The 12,209-nt window shown below is 58.8% G+C and carries 9 protein-coding genes; 2 read left to right on the top strand and 7 right to left on the bottom strand.

Translation table 11 applies throughout. From position 1 onward, the window contains the following. Positions 1-479: 479 nt before the first annotated feature. The 5 genes from K5E80_RS14710 to K5E80_RS14730 all read right to left on the bottom strand — a co-directional run bounded on the left by K5E80_RS14710 (position 480) and on the right by K5E80_RS14730 (position 9,173). Positions 480-1,868: an efflux transporter outer membrane subunit gene (locus K5E80_RS14710; protein ID WP_246591000.1), complete on the bottom strand. Its 1,389-nt coding sequence runs from the start codon at positions 1,866-1,868 to the stop codon at positions 480-482. Then, positions 1,861-4,983 carry an efflux RND transporter permease subunit gene (locus tag K5E80_RS14715; RefSeq protein WP_220636870.1) on the bottom strand — a complete coding sequence of 1,041 codons (3,123 nt, stop codon included), beginning with the start codon at positions 4,981-4,983 and terminating at the stop codon, positions 1,861-1,863. Before K5E80_RS14715 ends, K5E80_RS14710 begins: the two co-directional genes overlap by 8 nt. 93 nt (positions 4,984-5,076) lie before the next feature. Further along, entirely contained in the window at positions 5,077-6,222 is a 1,146-nt protein-coding gene (locus K5E80_RS14720) for an efflux RND transporter periplasmic adaptor subunit (RefSeq protein ID WP_220636871.1), read from the bottom strand. Between the two features lie 8 nt (positions 6,223-6,230). After that, entirely contained in the window at positions 6,231-6,824 is a 594-nt protein-coding gene (locus tag K5E80_RS14725; protein WP_281420305.1) for a TetR/AcrR family transcriptional regulator, read from the bottom strand. Between the two features lie 156 nt (positions 6,825-6,980). Continuing rightward, a complete protein-coding gene (locus K5E80_RS14730) occupies positions 6,981-9,173 on the bottom strand; it encodes a carboxy terminal-processing peptidase (RefSeq protein ID WP_220636872.1) in 2,193 nt (730 codons plus the stop codon). Between the two features lie 322 nt (positions 9,174-9,495). Here K5E80_RS14730 and thpR point away from each other — a divergent pair, with 322 nt between their 5' ends. Beyond that, positions 9,496-10,008 (top strand): RNA 2',3'-cyclic phosphodiesterase, encoded by a 513-nt coding sequence (thpR, locus tag K5E80_RS14735; RefSeq protein WP_220636873.1) that lies wholly within the window; start codon positions 9,496-9,498, stop codon positions 10,006-10,008. 59 nt (positions 10,009-10,067) lie between these two features. Here thpR and pagP read toward each other — a convergent pair whose 3' ends face one another. Next, positions 10,068-10,676, bottom strand: coding sequence for a lipid IV(A) palmitoyltransferase PagP (pagP, locus tag K5E80_RS14740; RefSeq protein WP_220636874.1), 609 nt, complete (start codon positions 10,674-10,676; stop codon positions 10,068-10,070). 242 nt (positions 10,677-10,918) lie between these two features. Here pagP and K5E80_RS14745 point away from each other — a divergent pair, with 242 nt between their 5' ends. Then, positions 10,919-11,464 (top strand): thioredoxin family protein, encoded by a 546-nt coding sequence (locus K5E80_RS14745; protein ID WP_220636875.1) that lies wholly within the window; start codon positions 10,919-10,921, stop codon positions 11,462-11,464. Between the two features lie 12 nt (positions 11,465-11,476). Here the strand turns inward: K5E80_RS14745 and K5E80_RS14750 are convergent, their stop codons facing one another. After that, positions 11,477-12,196, bottom strand: a complete 720-nt coding sequence (locus K5E80_RS14750) for a DsbC family protein (protein ID WP_220636876.1) — start codon at positions 12,194-12,196, stop codon at positions 11,477-11,479. Between the last annotated feature and the right edge of the window lie 13 nt (positions 12,197-12,209).

Below are 12,209 nucleotides of genomic sequence, written 5' to 3' on the forward strand. Positions count from 1 at the left end.
GATAGCAGCCATTACCTCAGTCAGCGAAGAGATAACAGATGAGCCACCGCCATGAGTTGAAGGTTGGATGACTATTTGGGGTCGGCTGCCGGCGAACGATGAACTTTTTCGAGGGGCGGCTGTATGTTCAGAAAGCGGGCTTATCACTCATATCTGGCATAAGTTTGCTTTGGGCGGCGGATTCAACCGGTAGATGCAACACTCCTTCTGCTTCCGCAGTGTCTAGTGTGTTGCATCCATCGGTTGAATCCGCCATACAAGCCTGCTATCGAGCTACAAGCAGTTATTCTCTTAAGTAGCTCCCAAGCTGTTTTCAGCACCTCAGCATCACCTTCACTAGCACCAGTAGATAACAACAAGAGCCTTCGGTGACGCAATGGGCTCAATAATCGCGGCCCAATCTGGCCGGCAAGTTTCCCTTTGGCGTTTACTGGCTCCGACAGACTTTATTACTTACGATCAGTAATCGGGAACAGGGGTCAGTGCAAGTTATTCCGTCCACCGCCCAGGGCTTGGTATAACTGCGCTGCCGCGGTTAGCAACTGCCTTCGCGTCTGCACTGCATTCTGTTGCGCAGTGAATAGCTCGCGCTGGGCGTCAAGAACTTCGAGGTAGCTTGATATGCCATTCTGATAACGGGCATCGGCCAGCTTCAGGCGTTGGGCCTGGGTCTTGGCGGCGGTGTCGAGCGCATCGGCTTGCACGGCCAGTTGCTCACGCGCGGCAAGCAGGTCGGCCACTTCGCGGAAAGCCTGCTGGATCGTCTTCTCGTACTCGGCCACCGCGATCACCTGGCGGGCTTCGGCGAGGTCAACGTTCGCCGCCGTGCGGCCGGCGTCGAACAGCGGCAGGCCGAGCACCGGCTGGAAACTCCAGGCACGGCTGCCGGCGGCAAAGAGACCGGACAACGCCTGGCTGGCGGTGCCCAGTGTCGCGGTCAGGGTGATCCGCGGCAGGAAGGCGGCCCGTGCCGCTGCGATATTGGCATGGGCGGCGATCAGTTTCTGTTCGGCGGCGAGCACGTCCGGCCGCGCCAGCAGAACCTCGGCGGGCAGGCCCGCGGCAAGATCTGCGACAATACCCTGCTCAGCCAGCGACCGACCATGCGGCAATTCCGATGGCATTTTTCCAGTCAAAAGGACCAGCGCGTTGTCGGCGGCCGCGCGGCTGCGCAGCAGGTTGGCGAGATCGGCACGAGCGGTTTCGTAGGCGCCGTCGGCCTGGAGAAAATCGAGGTCCGAAGCCAGTCCCACTTCGCGGCGCTTACCGATCAGAGTGCGTGTCTCCTCACGGCTGCGCAACGTGACGCGGGCGATGCCGACACGCTCGTCAAATTCGAGCAGCGCCAGGTAGGCATTGGCGACATCGGAAATCAAGGACAGGCGGAACGCGCGCCGGGCTTCCTCGGTCGCGAGATAAGACGCCAGGGCGGCGTCGCTGAGACTCTTGACGCGGCCCCAGAAGTCGAGCTCGAAGGCCGGCATCAATAGGTCGACGTCATAACGTTGGCTGTTGAGCGGCCTGCCCGTCGGCGACAGGTCGCCCGGTGTCAGCGCGGCATTGCGGCTCGCCGCCAGGTTGATATTGGGGATGCGGTCGGCGCGGGCGATGCCAAACTGGGCCCTTGCCTCATCGACGCGAGCGACGGCGATGCGCATGTCGGTGTTGTGCTCAAGCGCTGCCGCGATCAGCGTTTGCAGGCGCGCGTCGGGGAAGAAAGTGCGCCATTCGGTTGCCGTCGCCTGGCGCGTGCCGGCGGCGGATGCCGGCCAGTTTTGCGCCACCGGCGGCGCCGGCCGCTGGTAGTCCGGCAACATAGAACAGCCGGTGAGGACAGCCGCCAGCGCGATTGCGATCTGCTTATTCATCAGCATGCTCCTGATGCGGCTTGCCGGGGAAAATCCTGCGCACGACGACGAAGAACACGGGCACGAGGAAGACTGCCAGCACCGTGGCGCCGATCATGCCGCCCATGACGCCGGTGCCGATGGCGTGACGGCTCTGGGCGCCGGCGCCGGTAGAAATCGCCAGCGGCAGCACGCCGAGGATGAAGGCAAGCGAGGTCATCAGGATCGGCCGGAAGCGCAGGCGGCAGGCTTCCAGCGTCGCCGCGACAAGATCCATGCCGTCCTCATGCAGCCGGCGCGCGAATTCGATGATCAGGATGGCATTCTTGCTGGAGAGGCCGATGATGGCAATCAGGCCGACCTTGAAAAACACGTCGTTGGGCAATCCGCGCAGCGTCACCGCCAGCAGTGCGCCGAGCAGGCCGAGCGGCACCACCAGGATCACCGCGAAGGGAATCGACCAGCTCTCGTAGAGCGCGGCCAGCGCGAGGAAGACGACCAGCATTGAGAGTCCAAAGAGGAAAGGCGCCTGGCTACCTGAAAGCCGCTCTTCGAACGAGGTGCCCGACCAGTCGAAACCCATGCCCGGCGGCAGTTTTGCGGCGATGCTCTCCATCGCCGCCATGGCTTCGCCGGTACTGTAGCCGGGCGCCGGTCCGCCGGAAAGCTTGAAGGCCGGGTTGCCGTTGTAGCGGTCAAGCTTGGGCAATCCGACCACCCAGCGCGGGTGGGCAATTTCGGACAGCGGGACCATCTCGCCGCGCGTGTTCTTCAGCGGCAGCCGCAGGATTTCTGTCGGATCGGCACGCAGGTCCTTCTCGGCCTGCATCTGCACGCGCAAGATGCGGCCCTGGCGCACGAAGTCGTTGATATAGGAGACGCCGAGCGCCGATTGCAGGGTGTCGTTAAGGTTGGCCATGTCGATCGACAGCGCCTGTGCCTTGGCCTGGTCGATATCCAGCATGAGTTGCGGCGCCGGTTCCTGACCTTCGGGCCGTACGCCGGCCAGGGCTGGATTTTGCGCGGCCAGACCGAGCGCCATATTGCGTCCCTCCATAAGCTTGTCGCGACCAAGCCCGGCCCTGTCCTGGAGACGGAAGTCGAAACCGCCGACGGCGCCGAGTTCCGGAATCGGCGGCACGTTGACGGCCAGGATGAAGGCCTGTTTGATGCGGAACAGCGCCATGTTGGCGCGCTGTATTACCGCGTTGGCGCCACTCTTCTCATCCTTGCGGTCGTCCCAGTCTTTAAGGCGAACAAAGGTCACCGCGGAATTCTGGCCGCGGCCAAAGAAGGAAAAGCCGACGACGCCGATCACGTGGTCGACTACGTCGGTCTGCTTGAGGTAAAAGTCCTCGACCTGTTTGACCACTTCGAGCGTGCGCTCCTGGGTGGCGCCCGGCGGCAACTGGATCATGTTGATGAAGTAGCCCTGGTCTTCCTCGGGCAGGAAGCTGCCGGGCAGGTGGGCGAACAGCCAGACGACACCGATAATGATGGCAGCATAGATGAACAACCAGCGGCCGGTGCGCCGGAGTATCCGTTCGACGGCGGAATGATAGCCGGTGCTGGTACGACGAAAGGCGCGGTTGAAGATGCCGAAGAAGCCGCGCGTGGGCAGCAGTTCCTTCCCCGGCGCGTGCTTGAGGATGGTGGCGCACATGGCCGGCGTCAGCGTCAGCGCCATCAGGGCCGAGAAGGTCATGGTCAGCACCAGGGTGACCGCGAACTGGCGGTAGATGGCGCCGACGGAACCACCAAAGAAGGCCATCGGCACGAACACCGCCATCAGCACCAGGGTAATGCCGATGATGGCGGAAAAAATCTGCCCCATCGCCTTGCGCGTTGCCTCCCGCGGCGGCAGTCCTTCCTCGGTCATGATGCGCTCGACGTTTTCCACAACGACAATGGCATCGTCGACGACGATGCCGATTGCCAGTACCATGGCGAACATGGTCAGCACGTTGATCGAGTAGCCGAGCACATAGAGGCCGCCGAGCGCGCCCATCAGGGCCACTGGCACGACAACGGCCGGGATCAGGGTGGCGCGGAAGTTTTCAAGGAACAGGTACATCACCAGGAACACCAGGATCATCGCCTCGGCCAGCGTGTAGAGTACCTCGGTGATCGAAATCTCGACGAAACGCGAGGTGTCGTAGGGCACGGCCCAGGTAATTCCCTTCGGAAAGTAGTGCGACAGTTCCGTCATCCTGGCCTGAACGGCCTTTGCGACTTCCATGGCGTTGCCATCGGGAGCGACGCGCACCGCAATGGCCGCTGTCGGCTGGCCATCCATGCGGGCAAAGATGTTGTAGTCCTGGGCGCCGAGTTCGACGCGCGCGACATCCTTGACGCGCACCGTGGAACCGTCGGGCCGCGCCCGTACGATGACATTGCCAAATTCCTCTGGCGTAGCCAGCCGGCCGCGCGTGACGATCACGGCGTTGAACTGCTGGCCGGCGCTGGCGGGTGCCTGGCCCATTTCGCCGGTGGCGAGCTGCACGTTCTGGGCGCGCAGGGCGCGGGCGACATCGGCCGGCGCCAGGTTGTAGGCATTCAACTGCTGCGGCTTCAGCCAGATGCGCATGGAATACTCGGTGCCGAACAGGATCGCCTCGCCGACCCCGGGTACGCGGCGGACCTGGTCGAGTACGTTGGCGGCGGCGAAGCTGCCGAGCGCAACGCTGTCAAGACTCTTGTCGGGCGAGAACAGCGTGACGAACATCAGGTAGTTGCGCTGCGGCTTGGTCACCGGCACGCCGAGCCGGCGCACGTCCTCAGGCAGGCGCGCCTCGACGCGCTTGTAGCGGTTCTGCGCTTCGACCGAGGCGTTGTCGAGGTTGGTGCCGGGTTCGAAAGTCAGCGTCAGGGTGCCGACGCCGAGTTCCGACGCCGCTTCCATGTAGAGCAGGTGCTCGATGCCGTTCATCTCCTGTTCGATCAGGGTAGTCACCGTGTCCTCGACCACCTGGGCCGAAGCGCCGGGATAGGTGATGTTGAATGCGATCGAAGGCGCCGCCACTTGCGGATAGGCGGATACCGGCAGCTTCTTCAGCGCCAGGCTGCCGGCCAGCACAATGATGATGGCGATCACCCAGGCAAAAATCGGCCGGTCGATGAAAAACTTGGCGAGCATGTTATGCCTCCGACGGGCCGCCCCGAGGGGGCATGCGCCCCCCTGTGGGGGGCAGTGAGCGTGGTTTGCGAACGTGGGGGGGCATACTTGCGCCTACTTTTTCGCGCCGGCTGGCGCTGGCAGCGCGGCGGCAGGAAGCAGCGTTGCGACAGGATTCCATGGCACCGGCTTCACCGGGTTGCCGGGGCGGGCTTTCTGCAGGCCATTCACGATCACCTGCTCGCCACCCTTGAGTCCCTCCTCGATAATCCAGTCGGCGCCGGACATGGCCCCGGTTTTGACCGGCAACGGCGTGGCCTTGCCCTCGGCATTGACAATCATGACCGACTGGCCCTGCGGCGATATCTGGACCGCCCGCTGCGGCAACTTGATGGCCTTGTCCATTTCGGCTTGCGGCACGCGGATGCGGACGAAGGTGCCGGGCAGCAGTTCGCGCTTCGGATTGGGGAACAAGGCGCGTAACTGGATCGATCCCGTGTTCGGATCAACGGCGAGATCGGAGAATATCAACTTGCCGGGCTGCGGGTAGAGACTGCCATCTTCCAGCACCAGATTTACCCGCATTTGCCCGGACCGTTTCAGCTTGCCCGCCTTGATGGCCTGCTGCAGGCGCAGCACATCGGCATTGCTTTGGGTGAAATTAACGTAAATCGGGTCAAGTTGCTCGATGGTTGCCAGGAGCGTCGCCTCGCCCCTGCCGACCAGCGCACCCTCGGTAACCATGGTGCGGCCGATGCGGCCGGAAATGGGTGCCAGTACCTTCGCGTTTTCGAGGTCGAGTTTCGCCTTGGCCAGCGCTGCTTCGGCCTGCTTGACCTTGGCGACAGCCTGATCGTATTCCTGCTGGCTGACTGCCTTGATTCCGAGCAGGGGCTTGTAGCGCTCGACGGTTAGTCTGGCCACGGCAACATCGGCCTCGGCCGAATCCGCGTCCGCCTTGTAGGTGCGCGGTTCGATCAGGTACAGGCTCTTGCCGGCGGCGATATCGCTGCCTTCCTCGAACTGGCGTTTCTCGACCACCCCTTCCACGCGAGCCCTCACCTGCGCGGTACGCACCGCCTGAAGTCGGCCCGGCAGTTCCTGCGTCAGCGTTGCCGACGAAGAGGCGACAGTGATCACATCGACCTCGGGTGGCGGCATCGCGCCAGGCGCAGCCATGCCCGGACTCTTCTTGTCCCCGCCGCAGGCCGAGAGGAAGGCAGGGATTAATAGCAGCAGGGCAATTCGGTGGAGTTTCATAATGATCCTCATTGGGGGAGGTAGGCCCGCAAGAAACAATCGACGACGCGTTCGGTTTTTTTGGTGTCAGATAGCATCCCGGTTTCCATGTTTATCAGGCCACGCAGCCGGTCGTAATTGGACAGCATGCCGGTTAGCATCTCGGCGGCGAACTCCGGATCATCGCGGCGCAACTGTGAGCGCTCCATCGCTTTCGCCAGGAAGCGCGAGAGAACCCGGATGGTTTCCCGCGGGCCTTCGGCGAAGAAGTTGCCGGCAAGTTCCGGGAGACGCGGTGCTTCCGCCACGATGGTGCGGAACATGGACAAACCGCCCGGCCCCAGGACTTTTTCCCGATATGTGGTGGCAAAGCGGATTAGATTGCTTCGAAGGTCCCCTTCTTCCGTTTCCAGGGTAACCAGGATGGAGCGGATCGCCGTCCGGATAACCTCGGCGAAGAGAATGTCCTTGCTCGGAAAATGATTGTAAAGCGTCTGCTTGACGACTCCTGCGCGCAGGGCAATATCGTCGATGTTGGCCCGGTAGCCTTTTTCCATGAAGGCTTCCGCCGCTGCATTCAGCAGGGATTCCCGGGTGACCTGGCGATCCTGATGGGGGAACATTTTTCCGGTTATTTACACTCAAGACTGGACTTATCATTCTAACAAGGAGATGCGGTACTGTTGTGCAAAAAGTAGCGGTAGTTGGCGGTCATTGCGACAAGCGTGTTTTCTTGAGGCCGCATCGCCCATCGCCAATGCGGCACCTTGCCTCCGTGCTCAATCGGGGTGCAGTGGAGCACCTGGACTGATACTGGCCGCGAACCTGGAGCCTGGTTTTAGCAGGCCTACTTCGTCACCAAGGATATGAACGGCTTCATTCAGCAAAACATCCTTGGCATTTTTGTTTGCATTTTCAGCCGCCAATTCAGTGGCCAGGTTGCGTTCATCGGCTTGCAGACCATCGTCACGAAACGGCTTGTTATTCCCGGGCGCGGGTTTTCTGCCCACAACTTTGCCTTGCGCATTCATGCCAGCCTCGCTCCCTGCCGCGCATGACGCCTGGCGTGCCTCTTGGTCCTCCCGTTCCTTGCGCCGTTCCGCCTCGTTCAGTGAAACCAGGTGCTTCCCGCTTTGAAGCCTGAACCTGGCAATGTCTTCCTGCAGGCACAAAAAGTCCTTGTCGCTCTTCGCTCGGGCTTCGTGGCGGGCCAGCAAGATGGGCTGCAAAGATTTCAAGTTGCCGGCCGGTGAATAACTGGCAGCCTTGACCTGCATCCAGGGGAGCGCATTGTCAAAACTGGATTCGCCAAAGTCTTCCACGTCAGTCACAGCGGGGAAGCCGATGTCCGGCGCTACACCCCGGAGCTGCGTTGTGCCGCCGTTGACACGGAAGAACTGGGCAATGGTCAATTTCAGTTCGCCGAATACCGGCTTGTCGTTTTTGGCAATTTGATCGAGATCGATCATGGTTTGCACAGTGCCTTTCCCAAAACTCGGTTCACCGATAACCAAACCGCGGCCATAGTCTTGAATCGCGGCAGCAAAAATCTCGGAAGCCGATGCCGAACTACGGTTGATCAGGACGCCAAGGGGACCCTTCCAGGCAACACTCACGTTGTTGTCGCCTTCGACGGCAACGTTACCCTGCGCATTGCGCGTTTGCACCACAGGCCCCCTGCCGATAAACAAGCCGGTGAGTTCAATCGCTTCTGACAATGAGCCACCACCGTTATTGCGCAAATCGACCAGTACGGCGTCGACCTTTTCCTTTTTTAATTCGCCCAATAGGCGTGCAACATCGCGGGATGCGCTTTTGAAATGCACGTCGCCTTGTTGTCGGGCTTCGACATCTTCATAGAAGCCGGGCAGCGATATCACGCCGATGCGGCGGGAGATATTCCCCTCCTTCACCGAGAGGACGGACTTTTTGGCAGACTGCTCTTCCAGAGTGATTTTTTTCCGAATGAGTGAAACCAATTGATGTTTGTCATCCGGACCCGCGCCCGCAGGGAGCACATCAAGCAGGACGGTTGAATCGGCCGCACCGCGAATCAAGGCAACAGTATCGTCCAGACGCCAGCCCACGATATCCATCATGACGCCATGTTCACCTTGAGCAACGCCGAGAATGCGGTCCCCGATTTTTAGTTGGCCCGACAGGGCGGCGGGACCGCCGGGGACGAGTTCCCGAATGGTGGTGTAGTCGTCCTTTTCTGCCAACACAGCGCCTATCCCGACCAAAGAAAGTTTCATCGCTATATCGAATTCCTCCGCCGTCCGAGGCCCCATGTAGTTGGTATGAGGTTCAATGGCCATGGTGTAGGCATTCATGAATGTCTGAAAGGCATCATTGCTCGTTACCTGGCTGATGCGCTTCTGGGAATTGTTATAACGCTTATTCAAGGTTTCGGCGATGCTCTTGTCGTCTTTCCCGGCGAGCTTGAGGCGTAGCCAGTCGTTCTTGACCCGCTTTCGCCATACCTCGCGCATCTCAATCTCGGATTTCGGCCAGGTTTCCTTTTCGCGCTCGTATTGATAACTTTCCTTCTGCTGAAAATCAAACCCCTCGCTGAGCAAGGATCTGGCATAAGCAAAACGCGCGGATACTCGCTGCGCGTAGAGATTGAAAATCACAAAGGGAGCCGCAAGATCCTCCTTGAGGATGGCATCATCGAGTTGAGTTCTAAAGCCGGTCAGTTGGTCAATGTCGGACTGAACGAAAAATATCTTCTCGGAATCAAGGGCCTTCAGATAATGGTCGAATATTTTTTCCGACATGGCATTGTCGAGCGGCATCGCTTTGTAGTGATAGCGGGTTAACAGTCCAGCCACCAGATGCGCTGCCTGCGTCTGTTGCTGTGCTGGCTTCAGCTCCGGGGGAGGAGGTGGCATTCCCGAGACAAGCGACGCAGCCTGCGCTGTTGTCGCCAATGCAAACACTAAAGCCAACCACAGCAGTTTCAGTTTCATTCGTTCTCCGTCACTGGATCCAAAAAAATGGGCCGTCGATTGTTCGTATGGTGCCCCCCAAAGGGGCGTGATTTATAAATTGATTGAATTCTGTTGTAACTGCTTGTAATGAAAAGACCCTGATTTGAGAGTGACGACGCGCGCTTAACAAAAAACAATTGTGCGCGTTGAAGATTGAGCAGTGTGGCTTTGAAGGCTTTTCTCTGTCCCACAGGGGTTTCCTTGTGGTTATATCCTCGGTGGATTGTTTCTGCCGTTTTTAGGTTTACTATTTTGATCACTGTTTCGTGGTTCTTCATAATAAAGGAGAACTGGTAGTCTGATGATGTCTCACGACAAGGCCCGTATGTTCCTCGCCCTATGGCCAGGGCCGGAAATGCGCGCGGCCATAAGGCAACACCGAAACACCTGGCGCTGGCCCCCCAAGGCCGCGCCGGTGCGTACCGAGAAACTGCACCTGACGTTGCATTTCATCGGCGACGTTGAGCGCGAACGGCTGCCTGAACTTCAGCAGCAACTCCGTGTTAACTTTGAGCCATTTCGTCTTCAACTCGGCTATCCCGAACTCTGGCCACACGGTATCGCCGTACTGCGGCCACGCATGATTCCCGCTGGGATCATGCAACTGCAAGCAACGCTCGGTTGCGCCTTGCAACGTCTCGACCTGCCGCTTGATGCGCGTGAATTTCAACCGCATATCACGCTTGCCCGGCATGCGGGCGAAGCGGCGTTGCCGGAACAACAGCCACTTATCGATTGGGATGTCGACAGCTATGTTCTGGTCGAATCGGAATTCGACGCAGATCGTACTTACACGATCCTCGCGCATTATTAGTGCGCACGAATTTAGCGGGTCAGTTTGCTTGCGAGCAGCACCAGTATTGACCCGTTTTCTTAAAAGCGGACCTTGCCCCAGAAAATGAAAATGTTGCCGCGACCATGACCACCGGGTAAGTAGATGGTATCAAGTGAATACCTTTGGTATTCCAGTGATGCCATTGGGAGAACCCCGGGGATGGGCGTGTAGTGGCCGATGTCTGCACGAGCAGTTATAAAAGCCGCGTAGCCAAGACCGAACTTTAATTCATCGTGAAGCGGCCAGAAGGTCTTATAGCCATACCCGCCCAGGTATTCCGGCATGGAGTGGGAGTCCTTGAATTCCATGACATATACACCATGCCAGTCACCATCCTGGTCATAGGCTCCCTTGCCGATCCCCAATCCCCAAGGCGTTTCATTGAAACTATTGATTTTTTCCCGCGTATAGGAAGATCGGACGTGATAGACATGAAGCGGCACATAGAGTTCGGTCCGTCCGTCCTTCCAGGTCGCTTCCAGTCGCTGGACAGCTTTGTCGTACCAGGAGGAAGTTGCAGGTTCGTCCGCGAAGGCTGGACCTGTCACCATTGCGGTGACCAAATACATTGCCAGCAGACGAGTGACGGTACGAAAGATGATGTGGGTAATCATTTCCTGAGCCTTGATAAATACACCGCTTTTCAATTATCTAAATCTTAGACTCATTAACCAATAAATTACATGATCTTGCACACAAATAATGCATCTTGTTTATGCAAAACACAAGGGCGGTGTGAATGTTTTGCAACAACTTGAAATGGACAATCCGATGATCGCTCTTGGCCGAGGGTGACTGTTCAGGTTGACTGCCGGCCGGGCATTGGCAAAACCTGTACGATTGGTTAACGTCAGCTTTGCGGTACTGGCCCACACGAAGGAGATGATCCATGCTGCTCGATACCCCGATCTGCGATTTCGGCTGGAAGGCCCCCGACTTCACCTTGAAGGATCCTGACGGCACGCCATTCACCATGTCGCAGCATCTGGGGGAGAAAGGGCTATTGGTCATGTTCATTTGCAACCACTGCCCCTACGTGCAGGCTATCGCCGAACGGCTGTCGGCCGACACGCGGACGCTGATGAGCGAAGGCATCAACGTGGTTGCGGTTATGTCCAACGATTACCGCCTGGTGCCGGCCGATTCACCGGCCAATATGAAGCGCTTCGCCATGCAGCACGGTTTTGCGTTCCCCTACCTGGTCGACGAAGACCAGGCGGTCGGACGCGCTTTCGGCGCTGTGTGTACCCCCGACTTTTTCGGCCTCAACAAACGCGGGGAGCTTCAGTATCGCGGCCGGCTCGACGATGCCCGCATGGGCGATTCATCCAAGCGCCAGCCCGAACTTCTCATTGCCATGCGCCAGATTGCCCAAACAGGCAACGGGCCTCGAGAACAGGTTGCGAGCATGGGCTGCTCAATCAAATGGCGTTAGCAAGTAGCCGTTTCAACCGTCGCTTTTGGTCAGTGCCTTTTCGATTTCAGCGGCTGGAATAAAGCCGCCAACCTGCTGTTTGCTGGCGGGGAAAAATATAAACGGCGTGCCACGTATGCCAAGGCTCTGGCTCAGCTTCAGGTTCTTGTCCAGCACCGGACCGGCATCGCATTTGCGGCCAGTGGCCGCCACCGGAAGCACGCCATTGGTCATCCAGTCGCTCCAGGTCTTGGCGCGATCAGCGGCACACCAGATGGCCTTTGACTTGCTCGCGGAATCTTCCGAGAGGATCGGGATCATGAAGGTGTAGATGGTAACGTCATTGACCTGCTTGAGTTCTTTCGCGAGTTTCTTGCAGTAGCCGCAGTTCGGATCTTCAAAGGTCACCATCACATTCTTGCCATTGCCGCGTATCAGCTTGACGGCCTGATCGTAGGGCAACTGGCCGAGCTTCTTTTCCGCCAGTGCGACTTTCTTGTCGGCGGTAACGTTTTTCATCGTCCTGGCGTCGACCAGGCTGCCGGCAATGAAGTAATTGGCTTTTTCGTCCACATACATGAACTGACCGTCGACGACGACCTCATACAACCCGGCGATGGGTGACTTGTTGATCTGTTCGATCTTGCTGCCAAGCTTGCCTTCGAACAGCGCGCGGATGGCATTATCGTCGGCCTGCACGTATGCCGGAAGGACGAGGGAAACGAACAGCAGGGCGAGTGCTTTGATTTTCATGGGGACTCCAAGG

It is taken from the genome of Georgfuchsia toluolica, from assembly GCF_907163265.1.
Classification (GTDB): domain Bacteria; phylum Pseudomonadota; class Gammaproteobacteria; order Burkholderiales; family Rhodocyclaceae; genus Georgfuchsia; species Georgfuchsia toluolica.

Coding starts and splice junctions, on each gene's coding strand:
- K5E80_RS14750 (WP_220636876.1), bottom strand. CDS start 12,196: ATGAAAATCAAAGCACTCGCCCTGCTGTTCGTTTCCCTCGTCCTTCCG.
- thpR (WP_220636873.1), top strand. CDS start 9,496: ATGATGTCTCACGACAAGGCCCGTATGTTCCTCGCCCTATGGCCAGGG.
- K5E80_RS14710 (WP_246591000.1), bottom strand. CDS start 1,868: ATGAATAAGCAGATCGCAATCGCGCTGGCGGCTGTCCTCACCGGCTGT.
- K5E80_RS14730 (WP_220636872.1), bottom strand. CDS start 9,173: ATGAAACTGAAACTGCTGTGGTTGGCTTTAGTGTTTGCATTGGCGACA.
- K5E80_RS14725 (WP_281420305.1), bottom strand. CDS start 6,824: ATGTTCCCCCATCAGGATCGCCAGGTCACCCGGGAATCCCTGCTGAAT.
- K5E80_RS14720 (WP_220636871.1), bottom strand. CDS start 6,222: ATGAAACTCCACCGAATTGCCCTGCTGCTATTAATCCCTGCCTTCCTC.
- K5E80_RS14745 (WP_220636875.1), top strand. CDS start 10,919: ATGCTGCTCGATACCCCGATCTGCGATTTCGGCTGGAAGGCCCCCGAC.
- K5E80_RS14715 (WP_220636870.1), bottom strand. CDS start 4,983: ATGCTCGCCAAGTTTTTCATCGACCGGCCGATTTTTGCCTGGGTGATC.